The 19,824-nt window shown below is 56.3% G+C and carries 18 protein-coding genes and 1 pseudogene; 13 read left to right on the forward strand and 6 right to left on the reverse strand.

Annotated elements, in window-relative coordinates; all coding sequences use genetic code 11:
• Positions 1-28 precede the first annotated feature (28 nt).
• The 9 genes and pseudogenes from ABIE29_RS01835 to deoD all read left to right on the forward strand — a co-directional run bounded on the left by ABIE29_RS01835 (position 29) and on the right by deoD (position 8,451).
• The gene (locus tag ABIE29_RS01835) at positions 29-190 is read left to right on the forward strand and encodes a DUF1328 domain-containing protein (RefSeq protein ID WP_004933089.1); all 162 of its coding nucleotides are present in this window, start codon (positions 29-31) and stop codon (positions 188-190) included.
• Between the two features lie 57 nt (positions 191-247).
• On the forward strand, positions 248-433 hold the full coding sequence (locus tag ABIE29_RS01840) for a CsbD family protein (RefSeq protein WP_429616576.1): 186 nt from the start codon (positions 248-250) through the stop codon (positions 431-433).
• Between the two features lie 10 nt (positions 434-443).
• Positions 444-1,359: pseudogene (locus ABIE29_RS01845) on the forward strand (patatin-like phospholipase family protein); the annotation flags it as partial.
• A gap of 193 nt (positions 1,360-1,552) precedes the next feature.
• Entirely contained in the window at positions 1,553-2,341 is a 789-nt protein-coding gene (locus ABIE29_RS01850; protein WP_429616577.1) for a TatD family hydrolase, read from the forward strand.
• Between the two features lie 181 nt (positions 2,342-2,522).
• Complete coding sequence (locus ABIE29_RS01855) at positions 2,523-3,800, forward strand: NupC/NupG family nucleoside CNT transporter (RefSeq protein WP_429616578.1); 1,278 nt, start codon at positions 2,523-2,525, stop codon at positions 3,798-3,800.
• A gap of 352 nt (positions 3,801-4,152) precedes the next feature.
• Positions 4,153-4,932, forward strand: a complete 780-nt coding sequence (deoC, locus tag ABIE29_RS01860) for a deoxyribose-phosphate aldolase (protein WP_429616579.1) — start codon at positions 4,153-4,155, stop codon at positions 4,930-4,932.
• 101 nt (positions 4,933-5,033) lie between these two features.
• Positions 5,034-6,356, forward strand: coding sequence for a thymidine phosphorylase (deoA, locus tag ABIE29_RS01865; RefSeq protein WP_429616580.1), 1,323 nt, complete (start codon positions 5,034-5,036; stop codon positions 6,354-6,356).
• Between the two features lie 74 nt (positions 6,357-6,430).
• Positions 6,431-7,654 carry a phosphopentomutase gene (deoB, locus tag ABIE29_RS01870; protein WP_429616729.1) on the forward strand — a complete coding sequence of 408 codons (1,224 nt, stop codon included), beginning with the start codon at positions 6,431-6,433 and terminating at the stop codon, positions 7,652-7,654.
• Positions 7,655-7,719: 65 nt separating this feature from the next.
• Complete coding sequence (deoD, locus tag ABIE29_RS01875) at positions 7,720-8,451, forward strand: purine-nucleoside phosphorylase (RefSeq protein ID WP_021179222.1); 732 nt, start codon at positions 7,720-7,722, stop codon at positions 8,449-8,451.
• A gap of 242 nt (positions 8,452-8,693) precedes the next feature.
• On the opposite strand, the gene ABIE29_RS01880 is transcribed toward deoD, so the two are convergent.
• A complete protein-coding gene (locus tag ABIE29_RS01880; RefSeq protein WP_024527233.1) occupies positions 8,694-9,380 on the reverse strand; it encodes a YtjB family periplasmic protein in 687 nt (228 codons plus the stop codon).
• 201 nt (positions 9,381-9,581) lie between these two features.
• Between ABIE29_RS01880 and serB the strand changes: the two genes are divergently transcribed.
• Genes serB through nadR form a run of 3 tightly spaced genes read left to right on the forward strand, consistent with a single transcriptional unit; the run spans position 9,582 to position 13,259 of the window.
• The gene (gene serB / locus ABIE29_RS01885) at positions 9,582-10,559 is read left to right on the forward strand and encodes a phosphoserine phosphatase (RefSeq protein WP_429616581.1); all 978 of its coding nucleotides are present in this window, start codon (positions 9,582-9,584) and stop codon (positions 10,557-10,559) included.
• Between the two features lie 3 nt (positions 10,560-10,562).
• On the forward strand, positions 10,563-11,951 hold the full coding sequence (gene radA, locus ABIE29_RS01890) for a DNA repair protein RadA (protein ID WP_021179226.1): 1,389 nt from the start codon (positions 10,563-10,565) through the stop codon (positions 11,949-11,951).
• A 57-nt stretch (positions 11,952-12,008) separates the two neighbouring features.
• Positions 12,009-13,259: a multifunctional transcriptional regulator/nicotinamide-nucleotide adenylyltransferase/ribosylnicotinamide kinase NadR gene (nadR, locus tag ABIE29_RS01895; RefSeq protein WP_429616582.1), complete on the forward strand. Its 1,251-nt coding sequence runs from the start codon at positions 12,009-12,011 to the stop codon at positions 13,257-13,259.
• Positions 13,260-13,523: 264 nt separating this feature from the next.
• On the opposite strand, the gene ABIE29_RS01900 is transcribed toward nadR, so the two are convergent.
• Positions 13,524-14,525, reverse strand: a complete 1,002-nt coding sequence (locus tag ABIE29_RS01900; protein WP_429616583.1) for a zinc-binding alcohol dehydrogenase family protein — start codon at positions 14,523-14,525, stop codon at positions 13,524-13,526.
• 100 nt (positions 14,526-14,625) lie between these two features.
• Here ABIE29_RS01900 and ABIE29_RS01905 point away from each other — a divergent pair, with 100 nt between their 5' ends.
• The gene (locus ABIE29_RS01905) at positions 14,626-15,534 is read left to right on the forward strand and encodes a LysR family transcriptional regulator (RefSeq protein WP_029710777.1); all 909 of its coding nucleotides are present in this window, start codon (positions 14,626-14,628) and stop codon (positions 15,532-15,534) included.
• A gap of 50 nt (positions 15,535-15,584) precedes the next feature.
• Here ABIE29_RS01905 and ettA read toward each other — a convergent pair whose 3' ends face one another.
• The 4 genes from ettA to ABIE29_RS01925 all read right to left on the reverse strand — a co-directional run bounded on the left by ettA (position 15,585) and on the right by ABIE29_RS01925 (position 19,780).
• Entirely contained in the window at positions 15,585-17,252 is a 1,668-nt protein-coding gene (ettA, locus tag ABIE29_RS01910; RefSeq protein WP_248943938.1) for an energy-dependent translational throttle protein EttA, read from the reverse strand.
• Positions 17,253-17,394: 142 nt separating this feature from the next.
• A complete protein-coding gene (locus tag ABIE29_RS01915) occupies positions 17,395-17,892 on the reverse strand; it encodes an OmpA family protein (RefSeq protein WP_429616584.1) in 498 nt (165 codons plus the stop codon).
• A 41-nt stretch (positions 17,893-17,933) separates the two neighbouring features.
• Positions 17,934-19,181, reverse strand: coding sequence for a diguanylate cyclase domain-containing protein (locus ABIE29_RS01920; protein WP_429616585.1), 1,248 nt, complete (start codon positions 19,179-19,181; stop codon positions 17,934-17,936).
• Positions 19,178-19,780 (reverse strand): YfiR family protein, encoded by a 603-nt coding sequence (locus ABIE29_RS01925; RefSeq protein WP_429616586.1) that lies wholly within the window; start codon positions 19,778-19,780, stop codon positions 19,178-19,180. Before ABIE29_RS01925 ends, ABIE29_RS01920 begins: the two co-directional genes overlap by 4 nt.
• Between the last annotated feature and the right edge of the window lie 44 nt (positions 19,781-19,824).

Here is a 19,824-nt window from a genome sequence, read left to right on the forward strand (position 1 = left end):
TTTTTATCAGCATGGTAAGGAGAGGCTTATGTTTCGATGGGGCATTATATTTTTAGTTATTGCATTGATCGCCGCAGCATTGGGTTTTGGTTCGTTGGCAGGTACTGCTGCCTGGGCGGCCAAAGTGGTGTTTGTGGTAGGGATCATCCTGTTCCTGGTCAGCCTGTTTACTGGCCGTCGGCGCCCTTAGCGTCTCTCTAAACTGTAACAAAGCTTAATTCCTTTCCTCAATGCCAGGAGGCAGGTCATGAACAGCGACATCATTGTTGGCCGCTGGAAACAGCTGAAAGGCCAGGTTTGGCAGGCATGGGCGGAGTTTTCCGGCAATGATGGTCTGTGGCTGGCAGGGAGCAATGACTGCCTCTCTGGCGTACTACAAGAAGATTACGGAAGAGAGCGAGAAGAGGTATCCTCGGGAGAACGATCACATTGAGGATACGGGTTTGGGATATAGAATACCTATCACGCTCGGTAATATTGAACCCCTGGCGTATAAACCATACCGGCCCGGCAAAATGGCGCTGGTGTGTGAGGGGGGCGGACAGCGCGGTATCTTTACCGCCGGCGTACTGGATGAATTCCTGCGTGCCCGCTTTAACCCTTTTGATCTGATGATCGGCACCTCTGCCGGTGCGCAGAACCTCTCGGCATTTATTTGTGGCCAGATGGGCTACGCGCGGCGGGTGATCACCCGCTACACCACCTCTGCCAATTTTTTCAACCCGCTGCGCTTTGTGCGTGGTGGTCATCTTATCGATCTCGATTGGTTGTTGGACACCACCTCGCAACAACTGCCGCTGGCGTTTGACGTGGCGGAGCAGCAGTTGGGCAATGGCCGTGAGCTTCTGATGTGTGCCTGCCGCAGTGATGACTTTACGCCGGTTTATCTCCCTGCGGTACGGGATAGCTGGTTGCCGGCTATCAAGGCCTCCAGCGCTATCCCCGGATTTTACCGCATGGGCGTCGAGCTGGACGGCATCAGCTATCAGGACGGCGGGATCAGTGATGCCATCCCGGTGGAAGAGGCTTATCGCCGTGGGGCGGATACCATCGTGGTGATCCGCACCGTGCCGTCACAGATGGTTTACACGCCGAAGTGGATGAAACGCATGGAGCAATGGCTGGGCGAGAGCAGCCTGCAGCAAATGGTGCGGGTGTTGCAGCATCATGAGCAGAGCTATTTGCGCATCCAGCAATTTATTGAAAAGCCGCCCGGCAAACTGCGTATCTTCGAGATATTCCCGCCTAAGCCGCTGGCGAGCAATGCGCTCGGCAGCCGTTTGCCCGCGTTGAATCGCGATTATCATCTGGGCCGCCGTTGTGGTCGCTATTTTCTGGCGACGGTGGGCCACTGGCTGCTGGAGCAGGAAAAGATGGATGGCATGAAGGTCAAAAAATCACTTTCGCGTCGTCTGATCCAGCCGGAAAATGTGCGGATGCCTTCGCCGATCATTACCGATGTGTTTAACCCGCAAGGCCATGCCGAGCAGCCAGACGCTACACCAAAAATCATCCTGCCAGGTGAGCTCTTTCCCGGTGACGGAGAAGTGCTGTGAGTTACGCCTTGATTGATACCCATTGCCACTTTGATTTCCCGCCTTTTAGCGGGGATGAACAGATAAGCCTGGCGCTGGCCGCTCAAGCCGGGGTGCAGCAAATTATTGTGCCAGCGGTCACGGCCGATCGCTTTGTGCGTATTCTCAAACTGGCGCGTGAACATACCCCGCTGTTTGCCGCGCTGGGGTTACACCCGCTGTATATCGCCCGGCACCATGATGAGCAGCTTGATCAACTGGCCGGTTTCCTGGCAAGCAAGCCGCGTAAGCTGGTGGCTGTAGGGGAGATTGGGTTGGATCTGTATATGGCCGAGCCGCAGTTCGAACGCCAACAGGCGTTGCTCAAGGCACAGCTGAAGCTGGCAAGGCAGCATGATCTGCCGGTGATCCTGCATTCCCGCCGTAGCCACGATCAGCTAGCTGCCGCATTGCGCCGTACTGAGGTGCCGCGCCGCGGCGTGGTGCATGGCTTTGCTGGCAGTCTGGCTCAGGCGCAGGCATTTATTCGCCTGGGTTATTACATTGGCGTTGGCGGGACGATCAGCTACGAGCGGGCGCAGAAGACCCGCCAGGTGATGGCGCAGTTGCCGTTGACCTCGCTGTTGCTGGAAACCGATGCGCCGGACATGCCGTTGGCGGGTTATCAAGGGCAGCCGAACCGGCCAGAACGGGCTGCGGAGGTGTTTCAGGTGCTTTGCCAACTGCGGTCTGAATCTGCTGACGACATTGCCGAACAGCTACAACAAAATAGCCAATCCCTGTTTGCATTGAGGCCACACGTCTAACTTTAAATGTGATTTTTGTCACATTGTCGAATTTTCAGTTGCTTCCACTTGTATATATTTGTGACATGAAACGAGTCTCATCCCGCCTCGCTCAGTATAATTGCGTCCCATTATCGCCTTGGGCAACCCTTTTCATCCAGTGGGCCAGGGCATTTCTTCTTCGCAACAGGGACATATTCGTATGCAACTCTTCATGAGCCTGGTCGGTATGGTGGTCTTGCTCGCCATTGCGGTGCTGCTTTCCAGCAACCGGCGCGCTATTAAACTGCGTACCGTGCTCGGCGCGTTTATCATCCAGATTGGTATTGGCGCGCTGGTACTCTATGTCCCGGTCGGGCGTCGTATTCTTGGTGGCATGTCGGAAGGGGTGGCGAACGTCATCGCTTACGGTAACGAGGGTATATCTTTCATCTTCGGTGGCCTGGTTTCCGACAAAATGTTTGAAGTGTTCGGCGGTGGCGGCTTTGTGTTCGCACTGCGCGTGTTACCGGTGATTGTGTTCTTCTCCTCGCTGATTGCGGTGCTCTATTACCTGGGCATCATGCAGGTGGTGATCAAGCTCCTCGGCGGTGGTTTGCAGAAACTGTTAGGTACCTCGCGGACCGAATCGCTGTCAGCCACGGCCAATATTTTTGTAGGCCAGACCGAAGCGCCGCTGGTGGTACGCCCATATATCGCCACCATGACCCAGTCGGAACTGTTTGCCGTGATGTGCGGTGGCCTGGCTTCGGTAGCCGGTTCCGTGCTGGCGGGCTATGCCCAGATGGGGGTGCCGTTGGAATATCTGATCGCCGCTTCCTTTATGGCCGCACCGGGTGGGCTGCTGTTTGCCAAACTGATGGTGCCGGAAACCGAAAATACCCAAGACCGAGCCGATGCGATGAAGCTGATCGCCGAAGACGACCGCCCGGCCAACGTCATCGATGCTGCCGCCTCGGGTGCGGCATCCGGTATGCAGTTGGCGTTGAACGTGGGGGCGATGCTGCTGGCGTTTATCGCGCTGATCGCGCTACTTAACGGTATTCTTGGCGGTATTGGTGGCTGGTTCGATTTCCCGCAGCTGTCACTGGAACTGATCCTGGGCTGGGTGTTCTCACCTATCGCCTTCCTGATTGGGGTGCCTTGGAGTGAAGCGATGGTGGCCGGTTCATTTATCGGCCAGAAGGTGATCGTTAACGAATTCGTGGCCTACATGAACTTTGGTGCCTACCTGCGCCCGGATGATGTAGTGGCCGCTGAGGGGCTACAGGTGTTGTCACAGCATACCAAGGCGATCATCTCCTTTGCGCTGTGCGGATTTGCCAACCTGTCTTCCGTGGCGATCCTGTTGGGCGGGCTGGGCAGCATTGCTCCAGGCCGTCGTCACGACATTGCCCGCTTTGGTTTGAAAGCGGTGGCAGCCGGTACTTTATCCAACCTGATGAGTGCCACCATCGCCGGATTCTTCCTGGCGTTGTAAGCTATACTTGACATCAACAATCAGGCTCCTGAAGGGGCCTGATTGCCTGCAAAACGGGCATTCGCCTGGTGACCACCGTCTCTTTAGTGAATTTGTGAACAATATCGCGTTATTTTGTGATGATCTTCACATATAATTCAGTCCTGTTACAGTGCTATCTTGTGTCGTGTGAATCAGAACACAAATATGCCAGAGTGATCGTGTTCAAATGGCGATTGCTGGCTATTCGAAATCGAAGGGCTATGTGCGGTGAGAGGGATCTCTGTTGCTGGCGTGGGAAGACTATCCCGCGCGCTATCTTCAAGGAACCAAGTCCGCTCGCCAACATCAGAATGCTCAGTTGGAGAGTTTTATGACCGAATTAACCGCAGCAGCGCAACGCGCGCTGAACCTGATGGATTTAACCACGCTGAACGAAGACGATACCGACGAGAAGGTGATCGCGTTGTGTCGTCAGGCGAACAGCCCGGCAGGCCATACTGCCGCCATCTGTATCTATCCGCGCTTTATCCCGATTGCCCGCAAAACGCTGCGTGAGCAGGGGACGCCAGATATCCGTATCGCCACCGTCACCAACTTCCCGCATGGCAATGATGATATCGACATCGCCTTGGCGGAAACCCGTGCGGCCATTGCCTACGGTGCCGATGAAGTTGACGTGGTTTTCCCTTACCGTGCCCTGATGGCCGGTAACGAAAGCGTGGGCTTTGAGATGGTCAAACAGTGTAAACAGGCTTGTGCCGATGCCAACGTGCTGCTGAAAGTGATCATCGAAACCGGTGAACTCAAGCAGGCGGAACTGATCCGTAAAGCGTCCGAGATCTCCATCAAGGCCGGGGCTGATTTTATCAAGACCTCTACCGGTAAGGTGCCGGTCAACGCCACGCTGGAAAGCGCTGAGCTGATGATGACCGTGATCCGTGATATGGGCGTAGGCAAAACCGTTGGCTTCAAGCCAGCCGGTGGCGTGCGTACCGCAGAAGATGCTCAACAGTATCTGCAACTTGCCGAACGTCTGCTGGGGGAAGGCTGGGCGGATGCGCGCCACTTCCGCTTTGGCGCGTCGAGCCTGTTAGCCAGCCTGCTGACCACGCTGGGGCATAGCACCCAAGCCGCTGGCAACGGTTACTGATTTTCTCTCACGTCTTGTTGCGTTGGGGCCGCCAAGCGGCCCCGTTAATGCAGCGCGCAGGCGTATCGAATGACTCTATTTAGCTAAAACAGGGGGCTACTTTGTTCTTGGCACAAGAAATAATCCGTAAAAAACGTGACGGGCAACCGTTGAGCGAAGCCGAGATCCGCTTCTTCATTAATGGTATCCGCGACAACGTGGTGTCAGAAGGGCAGATTGCCGCGCTGGCGATGACCATCTATTTCCACGACATGACCATGCCAGAGCGCGTGGCGCTGACCATGGCAATGCGTGATTCTGGCACGGTGCTGGACTGGAAAAGCCTGTCGCTGAACGGTCCTATTGTGGATAAACACTCCACCGGTGGCGTGGGCGACGTGACTTCGCTGATGCTTGGCCCGATGGTGGCAGCCTGTGGCGGCTACGTGCCGATGATTTCAGGCCGTGGCCTGGGCCACACCGGCGGTACGCTGGACAAGCTGGAAGCGATCCCGGGTTTTGATATTTTCCCTGATGACAACGCGTTCCGTAAGATCATCAAGGAAGTTGGCGTGGCGATTATCGGCCAGACCAGCTCACTGGCTCCGGCAGACAAGCGTTTCTACGCGACGCGCGATATCACTGCCACCGTCGACTCCATTCCGCTGATCACCGGTTCTATTCTGGCGAAGAAACTGGCCGAAGGGCTGGATGCTCTGGTCATGGATGTTAAAGTGGGGAGCGGTGCCTTTATGCCGACTTACCAGTTGTCTGCCGATCTGGCGCAGGCGATTGTGGGCGTGGCCAACGGTGCCGGTTGCAAGACTACCGCGCTGCTGACCGATATGAACCAGGTGCTGGCTTCCAGCGCAGGTAATGCGGTCGAAGTGCGCGAAGCGGTACGCTTCCTGACCGGGGAATATCGCAATCCACGCCTGCTGGAAGTGACCATGGCGTTGAGCGTGGAAATGCTGCTGTCCGGCGGCCTGGCCACCGACGATGCCGATGCGCGCGCCAAACTGCAGGCGGTGCTGGATAACGGCAAAGCGGCGGAAATCTTTGGCCGCATGGTGGCGGCGCAGAAAGGCCCAACCGATTTTATCGAGCGTTACGACAGCTATCTGCCAGCCGTGACGTTAACCAAGCCGGTTTATGCCGAGAAACCAGGTATCATTACCGCGATGGATACCCGTGCACTGGGTATGGCGGTGGTGTCACTGGGCGGTGGCCGCCGTCGCGCGACCGACAGCATCGACTACAGCGTGGGCCTGACCGATATGGCTCGTCTGGGCGACACTGTCGATAACCAGCGTCCATTGGCGGTGGTCCATGCCAACGACGAAGAGAGCTGGCAGCAGGCGGCAGATGCGGTACGTAGTGCGATGGTTCTGGGCGACAAAGCACCAGAAGCTACGCCGGTGGTATACAAACGCATTACGGAATAAACTCTGTCTAAAGATTCAGGAGCGGCAGCGGCCTTTCCGCTGTCGCCCTCAGCGTGAATACGCAGGAGAGTATGATGAAACGTACATTTATTATGGTATTAGATTCATTCGGCATTGGTGCGAGTGAAGATGCCAAAAGCTTTGGCGATGAAGGCTCCGATACGCTTGGCCATATTGCTGCTGCCTGTGCGCGTGGCGAAGCCAACGTTGGCCGTAGCGGCCCGCTGACCCTGCCAAACCTGAGCCGTTTGGGCCTGGGTAAAGCGGCGGAAGAATCGACCGGCAAGTTCCCGGAAGGGCTGGATAAAAACGCTGAAATCATCGGTGCTTACGGCCATGCCAGCGAGCTTTCCTCCGGTAAAGATACGCCATCAGGCCACTGGGAAATTGCCGGTGTGCCAGTATTGTTCGACTGGGGCTACTTCTCGGACGAACACAACAGCTTCCCGCAGGAACTGCTGGATAAGCTGGTGGCACGTGCCAACCTGCCGGGCTACCTCGGTAACTGCCATTCATCCGGTACCGTGATCCTGGATCAACTGGGTGAAGAGCACATGAAAACCGGCAAGCCGATTTTCTACACCTCTGCGGACTCGGTGTTCCAGATTGCCTGTCATGAAGAGACTTTTGGCCTGGATCGTCTGTACGAACTGTGTGAGATCGCTCGTGAAGAGTTGACCGAAGGTGGCTACAACATCGGCCGTGTGATTGCCCGTCCGTTCCTGGGGAATAAGCCAGGTGAGTTCCAGCGTACCGGTAACCGTCACGATCTGGCTGTGGAACCCCCGGCTCCAACCGTGCTGAAAAAGCTGGTAGATGAGAAGGGTGGCGCAGTGGTTTCCATCGGTAAAATTGCCGATATCTATGCCAACGTAGGGATCACCAAGAAGGTGAAAGCTACCGGGATCGACGCTCTGTTCGACGCGACGTTGGTCGAGATGGAAAAAGCCGGTGACAACACTATCGTGTTCACCAACTTTGTTGATTTCGACTCTTCCTACGGCCACCGCCGTGACGTGTCTGGCTATGCTGCCGCGCTGGAGCTGTTTGACCGCCGCCTGCCAGAGCTGCTGAAGTTGGTGAAAGGGGATGACATCATCATCTTCACCGCTGACCACGGTTGCGACCCGACCTGGCCTGGCACCGACCACACCCGCGAGCATATCCCGGTCCTGGTCTATGGCCCGAAAGTCAAACCAGGCTCGCTGGGGCATCGCGAAACCTTCGCCGATATTGGCCAGACCGTTGCCAGCTACTTTGGCGTGTCGCCGATGGATTACGGCAAATCCATGCTTTAATACCGCTTTTAATGACGCTGGCCTTCACGCCAGCGTCTTTTTTTCAATGAATTGAGGGATAGACTATGGCTACGCCACATATTAATGCTGAGATGGGTGATTTCGCTGACGTAGTGCTGATGCCGGGGGATCCGCTGCGGGCAAAATACATCGCAGAAACCTTCCTGGAAGGCGCGGTAGAAGTGAACAACGTGCGTGGCATGTTGGGTTTCACCGGCACCTACAAAGGTCGTAAAATCTCGGTAATGGGCCACGGCATGGGCATCCCATCCTGTTCTATCTATGCGCGTGAACTGATTGCCGAGTTCGGCGTGAAGAAAATCATCCGTGTTGGCTCTTGTGGCGCGGTGCGTGATGACGTCAAACTGCGTGATGTGGTGATCGGCATGGGAGCTTGTACCGATTCCCAGGTTAACCGTATGCGCTTCAAAGGCCACGACTATGCGGCCATTGCGGATTTTGACATGGTGCGTAATGCGGTAGATGCTGCAGCTGCGCAGGGCATCCCGGCACGTGTGGGTAATATCTTTTCCGCCGATCTGTTCTACACGCCAGATCCGGATATGTTCCAGGTGATGAAGAAGTACGGCATCCTGGGCGTAGAGATGGAAGCGGCAGGCATCTACGGCGTGGCCGCAGAGCTGTATGAAGAGTTCGGTAGCACGGCGTTGACCATCTGCACCGTTTCCGACCATATCCTGCGTCACGAGCAGACCACCGCTGCCGAGCGTCAGACTACCTTTAACGAGATGATCGTTATCGCGCTGGAATCTGTCCTGCTGGGCGACAAAGCGTAATCACCTCGCGGGCGCAGCACGCTGCGCCCCATTTTATCTATTCACGAATCTATTCATCTTGCCGTAAAATAATACTGATATTTGTTTTATTTCAGATGGTTACTGCTTTTAGATTCTATTCACCAGCCGACTCGCTACGTTGCCAATTCATGGGGCATCTGAACGGGCGCAGCATGCAACGCTCTACGGTCGAGCATGAGATTCAGCAACATTGCCGCTTTGGCATCAATCTCAGAATGCCATCAGCTTTTCTTCGTTTCTTCCTGCTCTGCCGGTTTCTCGTCATCACCATCGTCTACCGTGTTACCTTCTGCCAGCGGTGTGTTGGCGGTTAGCAGGTACGGCGACTGCTGCCAGCGGCTGCGGCGGCCTTGCAACAGGGTACGGGCCAGAATAATGCCGATGGCCAGCGCCAGCAGGATCATCAGGCGCAGCAGGTTGGTGGTGTTATCCACCTGTTTGGATTCGGTAGCCAGTACGTGGGTATCCAGCGTCACGCGGATAAAGCCCAGCGGGCCATCTTTCCCCTGGATTGACTCGACGAGTTGGTGGTTGAAGTAGCTGCCCGCACGTTTGCCATCCAGTGCCAGACGATCGCGCACGCTAATCTGTTCGCCGGAATGGGCGATCAGGGTGCCGTCCAACTGGTAGACGCTGGCGTCCAGAATACGGCTGTGATCGGTCAGCTGCGTGAGAATGCGCTCCACCTGCTGGTTGTCTATGTCGCTGTCGCCATCCATCAGCGGAGTCAGGCTAAAAGCCACCTGCTTGGTCAAGGTTTGCGCCAATTCTTCGACCTGTTCCGATCGCGCCATTTGGTGGCTCAGGCTAAAATAGGAGGCACCTTGCATCAACAGCACCAGCAACGCCAGGCAAATCAGGATAATTGCGGTGCGATGCAGGCGGAATTTCAGTTTAGCTTTAGCCATTAGGCTTCCTTTAGGGCGGTCATCCGGGACTCATGAGTTGACCACCTGGCTGTGTGGTACGGGGATGTACCAATACCGCGAGCGCATGGATGCGCCAGAGCGGTCAACTAGAGATTCATAGGGTAATATGTTGCCAGAAGCAATGGCGATAGGATAGCTTGATGCGTCGTTTTATCATGCAGTGTTATTCAGGAGTTAAGGATGCCAAATAGTCTGACCTATTGCGATCTCCCCGCTGAGATCTCTCAATGGCCGGGGTTGCCCCTTTCGTTGAGCGGTGACGAAGTCATGCCGCTGGATTATCGGGCGGGCCACACCGGTTGGCTACTATATGGCAGAAAACTGGATAAAGAGCGTATTACTCAGTTCCAGCGCAAGCTGGGGGCCGCGATGGTGATCGTGACGGCCTGGGCGGTGGAAGATTATCAGGTGGTTCGCCTGGCGGGGACGCTAACTGCGCGCGCCAAACTGCTGGCGAACGAAAGTGGGCTAGACGTTGCCCCACTGGGCAAAATCCCCAACCTGCGCAAGCCGGGCCTGTTGGTGATGGATATGGACTCAACGGCGATCCAGATCGAGTGCATCGACGAAATCGCCAAGTTGGCCGGGGTGGGTGAGCTGGTCAGTGAAGTGACCGAACGCGCGATGCGCGGCGAACTCGATTTCACCGCCAGCCTGCGCCAACGTGTGGGTACGCTGAAAGGGGCCGATGCCAATATCCTCAAGCAGGTGCGTGACGAATTGCCGTTGATGCCAGGGTTGACCAGCCTGGTGCGCAAACTGCAGGCGCTGGACTGGCACGTCGCCATTGCTTCCGGTGGCTTTACCTATTATGCCGAGTACCTGCGTGACAAACTCAAGCTGGTGGCAGTGGCCGCCAATGAGCTGGAGATCCGTGATGGTAAACTGACTGGCGAGGTGCTGGGGCCGATCGTGGATGCGCAGTTCAAGGCCGATACTTTGGTGGCTCTGGCAGAGAAGCTGGGGATCCCGTCGCAGCAAACCGTGGCGATCGGCGACGGTGCCAACGATTTGAAAATGCTGCAGGTGGCCGGGCTGGGTATTGCCTATCACGCGAAGCCTAAGGTTTATGAGAAGGCGCAGGTCTCGATCCGCCATGCCGATCTCCTGGGAGTGCTCTGCGTGCTCTGCGGCAGTTTGAAACACGATGTGAGGTAAGTTGTGGCAAAAGCAGTAAAACGGGCATTTGTCTGTAATGAATGCGGCGCTGACTATCCCCGCTGGCAGGGGCAATGCAGCGCCTGCCAGGCCTGGAATACCATTACAGAAGTGCGCCTGGCTTCAGTTTCCTCTTCCGCTGCCCGTAGCGAGCGTTTAAGCGGCTATGCGGGCGATGCCGGTATCAGCAAGGTGCAGAAGCTTTCGGACATCAGTCTGCAAGAGTTGCCGCGTTTCTCTACCGGTTTTGTTGAATTTGACCGCGTTCTGGGCGGCGGCGTGGTGCCAGGCAGTGCGATCCTGATCGGCGGCAACCCCGGCGCGGGGAAAAGTACGCTGCTGTTGCAGGTGCTGTGCAAACTCGCCGAGCAGATGAAAACCCTGTACGTCACCGGTGAAGAGTCGTTGCAACAGGTCGCGATGCGTGCCCATCGTCTTGGATTACCCACCGGCGGCCTGAACATGCTGTCAGAAACCAGCATCGAGCAGATCTGCCTGATCGCCGAGCAGGAGCAGCCGCGTCTGATGGTGATCGACTCGATCCAGGTCATGCATATGGCGGATATCCAATCATCGCCAGGCAGTGTGGCACAGGTGCGCGAAACGGCGGCCTATCTCACCCGCTTTGCCAAAACGCGCGGCGTGGCGATTGTGATGGTTGGCCACGTCACCAAAGATGGTTCACTGGCCGGGCCGAAAGTCCTCGAACACTGTATCGACTGTTCCGTGTTGCTGGATGGCGATGCCGATTCCCGTTTTCGTACGCTGCGCAGCCATAAAAACCGTTTTGGTGCGGTCAACGAGCTGGGAGTGTTCGCCATGACCGAACAGGGGCTGCGTGAGGTGAGTAACCCTTCCGCCATCTTCCTCAGCCGGGGTGATGAAGTGACCTCCGGCAGTTCGGTGATGGTGGTCTGGGAAGGCACCCGGCCGCTGCTGGTTGAGATCCAGGCGCTGGTGGATCACTCGATGATGTCTAACCCACGCCGCGTTGCCGTGGGCCTGGAACAGAACCGTTTGGCGATCCTGCTGGCGGTGCTGCATCGTCACGGTGGCTTGCAGATGTCCGACCAGGACGTTTTTGTCAACGTGGTGGGCGGCGTCAAGGTTAGTGAAACCAGTGCCGATCTGGCGCTGTTGCTGGCCCTGGTCTCCAGCCTGCGTGACCGCCCATTGCCCAACGATCTGGTGGTGTTTGGTGAAGTGGGGCTAGCGGGGGAGATCCGCCCGGTGCCTAGTGGCCAGGAGCGTATTTCCGAAGCGGCCAAACACGGTTTCAAGCGGGCGATCGTGCCACATGCCAACGTGCCGAAGAAACCGCCAGCCAATATGCAGGTGTTCGGCGTCAAGAAGCTGGCGGATGCGCTGGACGTGCTGGAACAGTTTTATTAATTGCCGCCCGCTGCGCGGAATATGCTATTTTGTTTAGCATAATAAACGGGAGGGTTTATGCGGCAGTTCGATTACCTCAAGGCAGCGATTAAGCAACAGGGATGTACCTTACAGCAGGTAGCTGAGGCCAGTAGCATGACCAAGGGCTACCTCAGCCAGCTGTTGAACGACAAAATCAAAAGCCCGAGCGCGCAGAAGCTGGAAGCCCTGCACCGTTTCCTGGGGCTGGAATTCCCACGCCGTGAGAAGAAAGTCGGCGTGGTGTTTGGTAAATTTTACCCGCTACATACCGGCCATATCTATCTGATCCAGCGCGCCTGTAGCCAGGTCGACGAGTTGCATGTGATCCTGTGCCACGATGAGCCGCGCGATCTGTTGTTGTTCGAGAACAGTTCAATGTCACAGCAGCCGACGGTCAGCGATCGTCTGCGCTGGCTGTTGCAGACCTTTAAATACCAGAAAAATATCCATATTCACTCTTTCGACGAAAAGGGCATCGAACCTTACCCGCACGGCTGGGACGTGTGGAGCAACGGCATGAAGAGTTTTATGGAGCAGAAGGGTATCGTCCCGAGCTTTATCTATTCCAGTGAAGAGTTGGACGCCCCCCGTTACCGCGAACATCTGGGGATTGAAACCATCCTGGTGGATCCGGAACGCTCCTTTATGAATATCAGCGGCAGCCAGATCCGTCAGGATCCGTTCCGCTATTGGGACTACATTCCCACCGAAGTGAAGCCGTTCTTTGTGCGCACTGTGGCGATCCTGGGGGGGGAGTCCAGCGGCAAGTCAACGTTGGTCAACAAGCTGGCGAACATCTTCAATACCACCAGCGCCTGGGAGTATGGCCGTGACTACGTCTTCTCCCATCTGGGCGGTGACGAGATGGCGTTGCAGTATTCCGATTATGACAAGATCGCGCTTGGGCAGGCCCAGTACGTGGATTTTGCGGTGAAATACGCCAATAAAGTGGCGTTTATCGACACCGACTTTGTCACCACGCAGGCATTCTGTAAAAAGTATGAAGGGCGGGAGCACCCGTTCGTTCAGGCGTTGATCGACGAGTATCGTTTCGATCTGGTGATCCTGCTGGAGAACAATACCCCTTGGGTGGCCGACGGATTGCGCAGCTTGGGTAGCCCGGTCGATCGCAAGGCGTTTCAGTATTTGTTGGAAGAGATGCTGCACGCCAATAACATCGAATATGCTCACGTAGAGTCGAGTGATTACGAGGAACGCTTCTTGCGCTGTGTCGAGCTGGTGCAGCAACTGCTGGCGGCGGATGCCAGCCGCTTGGTGAAGTTTTAGGGACGTTTTAGGCAGGTAAATGTCGGTGTAGTGGCGATGTAGTGCCCCTCACCCTAACCCTCTCCCACAGGGAGAGGGCACCGATCGAGTGTGTTTGAAATTGTCGTGACTCACCTTTGATGGGGAGGCAATCGAGTTTGCCAAGATGTTCTCTTCACTTCCAAACGAGTAGAGGCCATCAGCACCCTCTCCCTGTGGGAGAGGGTTGGGGTGAGGGGGTCATAGCAATTTATTGATACCTGACAAATCGACAATCCCACTAACTTAGTAAGTTATCACCAGCTTGCCCTGCATATGGCCATCCAACAGCTTGGCATGCGCGGCGGTCAACGTGTCCACCGTCAGCCCCTGTAGCGTTTCGCTCAACGTGGTGGTCAGCTTGCCTGCATCAAGCAACTGCGCCACCTGCTTGAGGATCTCCCCTTGCTGGGCAATATCCGGCGTGGTGAACATGCTGCGGGTAAACATAAATTCCCAATGCAGCGCCGCGCTTTTCAGCTTCAACGCATTTTGATCCAGCGGTTGGCTGTTCTCGACGATGGTGCAGATATGGCCGAGTGGGGCGATCAGATCGCTGATGGCTTGCCAGTGGCCGTCGGTATCGTTCAGGCACAGGATATAATCCACGCTCTCAATCCCTTCCTTAGCCAGGTTGCCTTTCAGGTCGCGGTAGTCCACCACCAGTTCAGCACCCCGTTCGCGGCACCAGGCGGCCGATTCCGGGCGAGAGGCCGTAGCGATGACTTTCACCTTGCTACGCTGTGCCGCCAGGGGGATCGCTAGCGAGCCTACGCCACCGGCACCGCCGATGATCAACAGCGTTTTACCGGCAGCCGCATGCTGAATATTCAGATGTTCAAACAGGGCTTCCCACGCGGTGAGTGCGGTCAGCGGCATCGCGGCGGCTTGCGCCCAGTCCTGGCTGGCCGGTTTATGCGCCACGATACGTGAGTCAATCAGCTGATGGGTGCTGTTGCTGCCCGGACGGGTAATATCCCCGGCATACCATACCTCATCGCCGGGTTTGAACCCGCTAACGTTGCTGCCCACTTCGAGCACCACGCCGCTGGCATCCCAGCCGAGAATACGTGGCTGCTGCAAACCATTCTTTTGCAGGCCAGCATGAACCTTGGTATCGACCGGGTTAACGGAAACGGCTTTCACTTCCACCAGCAGATCGTATTGACCCGGTGCGGGTTTTTCTGGAGCGATCTCGATAAAACCGGCTGGATTTTTCGGATCGACGGCAATGGCTTTGATTAACATAATTGTGCTCCTTCGCATGAATAGTCCCAGTGTAGACCCTGAGGAGTAGAGTGATAAGATGGACAATAACTAACTAAGTGTTCGTATGAGGTGAACAATCATGTTCAAGCAGTTGCAGGATATGGCGTTGTTTGCGCTGGTGGCGGAGTGCGGCAGTTTTACTGCGGCAGCCAAACGGGCCGGGCTGCCTAAATCCAGCGTCAGCCAGCGTGTCAGCCAGTTGGAACAAAAGCTCGGCCTGCGCTTGCTCAACCGCACCACCCGGCAGTTAAATTTGACCTTTGCCGGTGAGCGCTATCTTGAACATTGTCAGGAGATGCTCTCTGCTGCCGAACGGGCCGATCTGGCCTTGCAGCGGCTGCGCGATAACCCCAGTGGCCGCCTACGCATCTCCACGCCTGCCGGGCTGGGGGCAACGTTGCTTCCACGTCTGGCGGCGGATTTCCAGCGCCAGTATCCGGATGTCTCGTTGGAGGTGTCAGTGTCGGATGCCATGGTGGATATGGTGCAGGAGGGGTTTGATGCGGCATTGCGTACCGGCAGGCCGCAGGATTCCTCGTTGATTGGCCGCCGTCTGGGGCATGCTCCCCGTTATTTGTTGGCTGCACCGGACTATCTGGCCCAACACCCGCCATTGCTGCATCCGCAGCAGTTGCAGCAGCATCTTTGCATCGCTCACCGTGCCTGGCCCGCCTGGATTTTGCGCCGGGGTGAAGAGTATTACCGTTGGCAGCTGCCGCTGCGGCATACCACCGATAATCTGCTATATGCGCGCGAATGCGCCATTTTGGGGGCGGGGATTACGCTGTTGCCCGCGTTTCTCAGCCGCGAAGTGGTCGCGCAAAAGCAATTGGTGGAAGTGTTGCCGCAGTGGCAGGCCGAAGGCAACGAACTGTATCTGGTTTACCCGAGCCGCAAACTCAATTCTCCGGCGCTGGCCTGTTTTATCGATGTGGTGATCCAGCACCCGGTATTTGTGGACTATGCACAGGCTCTGGATTGGGGATAACAAAAAGCCCGCAAAATGCGGGCTTGAGAGCATAGATAGCCAACCGGATGTTACTTGGTGACTTTCTTGTACTTGATACGACGAGGTTCCAGCGCATCGGCACCCAGAGTACGCTTTTTGTACTCTTCGTATTCGGTAAAGTTGCCTTCGAAGAACTCCACCTTGCCTTCATCCTGATAGTCCAGAATGTGGGTGGCAATACGGTCGAGGAACCAACGGTCGTGCGAGATCACCATCGCACAGCCTGGGAACTCCAGCAGGGCGTTTTCCAGCGCGCGCAGGGTTTCGATATCCAGGTCGTTGGTTGGTTCGTCGAGCAGCAGTACGTTGCCGCCAACCTGCAGCAGCTTGGCCAGATGCAGACGGCCACGCTCACCGCCGGACAGTTCGCCCACGCGTTTGCCCTGATCGACGCCCTTGAAGTTAAAGCGGCCAACGTAGGCACGGCTTGGCATTTCGGTGTTGCCCACGCGCATGATGTCCTGACCGCCGGAAACTTCTTCCCATACGGTTTTGGCGTTATCCATGCTGTCGCGGAACTGATCGACCGAAGCCAGCTTGACGGTATCACCCAGCACGATGCTGCCGGAGTCAGGCTGTTCCTGGCCGGACATCATGCGGAATAGCGTGGATTTACCCGCGCCGTTCGGGCCGATGATGCCGACGATGGCACCCTTAGGTACCGCGAAGGTGAGATCTTCGATCAGCAGGCGGTCGCCGTAGGATTTACGCAGATTGTTAACTTCAACCACTTTATCGCCCAGGCGGGTGCCAGGCGGGATAAACAGTTCGTTGGTTTCGTTACGTTTCTGGTATTCGGTGCTGTTAAGCTCTTCAAAGCGTGCCAGACGGGCTTTGCCTTTAGACTGACGGCCTTTGGCACCCTGACGTACCCACTCCAGCTCTTTCTCGATCGACTTGCGGCGAGCGGCTTCGGTTGAGGCTTCTTGCGCCAGACGAGCGTCTTTCTGCTCCAGCCAGGAAGAGTAGTTACCTTCCCACGGAATGCCTTCGCCACGGTCCAGCTCCAGGATCCAGCCAGCCACGTTATCGAGGAAGTAACGGTCGTGGGTGATTGCCACCACGGTGCCTTCGAAGTCGTGCAGGAAGCGTTCCAACCAGGCCACGGATTCGGCATCCAGGTGGTTGGTCGGTTCGTCCAGCAGCAGCATGTCTGGTTTTTCCAGCAGCAGGCGGCACAGCGCTACGCGGCGGCGCTCACCACCGGACAGGTTGGCGATTTTTGCGTCCCACTCCGGCAGGCGCAGTGCATCGGCGGCGCGCTCCAGCTGGGTGTTGAGGTTGTGACCATCGTGAGCCTGAATGATCTCTTCCAGGCGGCCCTGCTCAGCGGCCAGCTTGTCGAAGTCGGCCCCTTCTTCAGCGTACAGCGCGTACACTTCATCAAGGCGCTTGAGGGCACCGACCACTTCTGCCATCGCTTCTTCAACCGATTCGCGAACGCTGTGCTCCATATTGAGCTGCGGTTCCTGTGGCAGATAGCCGATCTTGATGCCCGGCTGCGGGCGAGCTTCCCCTTCGATATCGGTATCGATGCCGGCCATAATGCGCAGCAGGGTAGACTTACCGGAACCGTTCAGGCCCAGTACGCCAATTTTGGCCCCAGGGAAGAAACTCAAGGAAATGTTTTTCAGAATATGACGCTTCGGCGGAACCACTTTGCCGACGCGGTGCATGGTATAGACGTATTGAGCCACGTTGCTCCGAGCCTCTCTATCAGTTTTTATAGGATGTCTGGCGGCCTGAGTGTAGCCCGTTTCAGCACCGGTTCCCAGATCCCCTATGACGATCGCCAAGTATAACTGCTAATGCTCACCATTAGGTGAACTTTGCTGTTTCTTAAGGGGTGACGACGATCGCCACGCGACGGTTTTCAGCACGCCCGCTGGAGGTGGCGTTACTGGCTACCGGTTGGCGTTTACCCATGCCGCGAGTTTCTATGTTGGCACGCGGGATGCCGACACTGGCCAGGACATCGGCCACTGCGTTGGCGCGGCGCAGTGAGAGCTGGTCGTTGTAGCTGTCTTCGCCGTAGTTATCGGTGTGGCCGTCCAGGCGGAATTGCACGATGTCTACGCTCTTCAGCGCTTTGCCCATCTTCTCGACAATCTCGGTACTCTGAGAGCTCAATTTACCGACGTTGTTACCGAACAGCACCTTGTCGGAAAAGCCAAACTCCCAACCGTTATCGGTCAGTTTGAACCCTTGTGCCTGCAGTAAGGCGATCTGTTCCGCCGTCAGCCCCTGTGGTTTGCTTTGGCAACCTGCCAGCGTGAGCAAGGTGATAAACACTAATGCCAGTAGGGAAAAAGACCGTTTAAAATTTTGCTGTAACATTGATTTTTCTCTTTTTGATTGTTTGAGGCTCGGTGCTGGCGCTATTTGCGCATAGCTAACCGCCAGCCTCCGTGGGACAGGTGTTTTGCCCGGTACATTGCGTCATCCGCTTCGTGTAGCAGTTCCTGAGTGGTAGAGGCATGTTCGGGGTAAAACGCGATGCCGATACTCAGTGCGGCGATCACTCTTTCCTTGTTGGGTAACACAATGGGTTGTTGCATACACTCGATGATGATGTCGGCAATCGGCAACACATCGTTGGTGTCTTTGAGCGGTGCCAGCAGGATGGCGAATTCATCACCCCCCATCCGGGCGACCAGATCGTGCTTGCGTAACCTGCTACGCAGGCGCTCTGCGATGGTGATCAAGACGGTATCACCGGCAGCATGGCCATGATTATCGTTCACCTCCTTGAAACGATTGCCGTCGATAAACAGTACCGCCAGCTTTTCATCGGGGTCGAGCTCTGCCAGCGCACGGCCCAACTGAGCTTCAAAGAAGGCCCGGTTTGGCAACCCGGTCAGGCTGTCGTGGGTGGCTTGGTGAGTTAATGCGTCATTCTCTTGTTGCAGGTGCTGTTGCCAGGCTTCGATTTCATCCAGCAGGCCGTTAAAATCACAGCTCAGTTCGTGCAACTCGGCAATCGGTGCAGAAGGTACTCGCAGTTCGAAAGTCCGATCGCGGCGTACCGTATGGGCAACGTTGGTGATATCGTCCAATGGGGTCACGATCCCTCTGAGCATTCTGCGGGAAAGCACCAGAGCGCACATTGTACTGAGCATCAGGCAGGCAATCATGCCCACCATGCCGCGCAGCAAGAATGTCAGCAGGCTGTTGCCGTTGCCGGTCAGCCAGACCAGGCCGATCTGTTTGCCTTCACGGGCGATGGGCAAAACCACGGCTTCCGGCAAGACCCAATGGGCCACCAACTGTTCCAATCCATGCAATGGGCTATCCGCAGGGTGATTCCAACTGGCCAGGGCGACCCCCTGCATATCCAGGATCTTGGCCTCCGACACTTCTTCGTTGGAAGCGATCAGCATCAACGCTTCGCGAGCGGCAGGGCGGTCTTCAAACACCACGGCAGCTTCAGCGGTATAACTGATCGAGCGGGCAATCAGATGCAGGTTATGGTTGGCGTAGGCTCGCAGAGCAAACAGCGCCAGCAACGTCAGGAAGATCCCTGCGGTGCTGACGGCGATCAGTGCCAACCCCAGGTTCATCCGTTGCAACACCTGGCCCAGCGTCGGGCGAGATGTGCTCGAACCTTTGTGACCTAACAGTTTCATTGTGGCGGCCCCTTTTTTCGCGCCAACTGCAGCACGTTAGGGTGAACACGCACGCCACTGCGCGCCAGTGAGTCCAGGTTCACTTTAAAACCTGCCTGATCGTTGCTGATTTGCAAACAAAAGGCACTGCCAACAGCACATTCCATATCCTTTTCGCTGATGCTGAGGATCGAGTGACCGGAGATCCTGTGGAAAAAATCTTGTTTCTGAGCGGCATTAACGTCGCCCAAGTACACCACATCGCAGCTAGTTGCCAACTGCGGGTTATCTATCTCGATCCGCAGGGTTTTGATGGGCTGCGGTGCCGTCAGCAATATCGGGTCGAACAGACCTTCGGCATACTGGACAGGCGCAGTCACGCACAAGCGGATCGGATCAGGTTTAGCGGGCCAGCGAGCATAGCTGATAATCCCCACCACCACGGTGGTGACGGTATGAATGCGTTTTTGGTAGGGATCTTGCGTATCAGCCCCGGCCAGGCTGGGAAACGTCAACATAGCCAGCAGCAAGATCGGTAACATGCGACGCGATCGGATCGGGTTGCTACATAAACCCAGTGTCCTGGCAGCCAACTCTCTGGCCTTTATCGACATCTTCATTCGCCATTCCTGCCTACGGCCGGCTTGGTGGCGCGGCAGTCTGA

Origin of the sequence: Serratia sp. 2723, from assembly GCF_050434425.1 — a bacterium.
In the GTDB taxonomy this organism is placed as follows: Bacteria; Pseudomonadota; Gammaproteobacteria; order Enterobacterales; family Enterobacteriaceae; genus Chania.

Coding starts and splice junctions, on each gene's coding strand:
- ABIE29_RS01915 (WP_429616584.1), bottom strand. CDS start 17,892: ATGTTACAGCAAAATTTTAAACGGTCTTTTTCCCTACTGGCATTAGTG.
- ABIE29_RS01880 (WP_024527233.1), bottom strand. CDS start 9,380: ATGGCTAAAGCTAAACTGAAATTCCGCCTGCATCGCACCGCAATTATC.
- ABIE29_RS01855 (WP_429616578.1), top strand. CDS start 2,523: ATGCAACTCTTCATGAGCCTGGTCGGTATGGTGGTCTTGCTCGCCATT.
- ABIE29_RS01905 (WP_029710777.1), top strand. CDS start 14,626: ATGTTCAAGCAGTTGCAGGATATGGCGTTGTTTGCGCTGGTGGCGGAG.
- nadR (WP_429616582.1), top strand. CDS start 12,009: ATGCGGCAGTTCGATTACCTCAAGGCAGCGATTAAGCAACAGGGATGT.
- ABIE29_RS01900 (WP_429616583.1), bottom strand. CDS start 14,525: ATGTTAATCAAAGCCATTGCCGTCGATCCGAAAAATCCAGCCGGTTTT.
- deoB (WP_429616729.1), top strand. CDS start 6,431: ATGAAACGTACATTTATTATGGTATTAGATTCATTCGGCATTGGTGCG.
- ABIE29_RS01835 (WP_004933089.1), top strand. CDS start 29: ATGTTTCGATGGGGCATTATATTTTTAGTTATTGCATTGATCGCCGCA.
- deoC (WP_429616579.1), top strand. CDS start 4,153: ATGACCGAATTAACCGCAGCAGCGCAACGCGCGCTGAACCTGATGGAT.
- deoD (WP_021179222.1), top strand. CDS start 7,720: ATGGCTACGCCACATATTAATGCTGAGATGGGTGATTTCGCTGACGTA.
- ABIE29_RS01925 (WP_429616586.1), bottom strand. CDS start 19,780: ATGAAGATGTCGATAAAGGCCAGAGAGTTGGCTGCCAGGACACTGGGT.
- ABIE29_RS01840 (WP_429616576.1), top strand. CDS start 248: ATGAACAGCGACATCATTGTTGGCCGCTGGAAACAGCTGAAAGGCCAG.
- serB (WP_429616581.1), top strand. CDS start 9,582: ATGCCAAATAGTCTGACCTATTGCGATCTCCCCGCTGAGATCTCTCAA.
- ABIE29_RS01920 (WP_429616585.1), bottom strand. CDS start 19,181: ATGAAACTGTTAGGTCACAAAGGTTCGAGCACATCTCGCCCGACGCTG.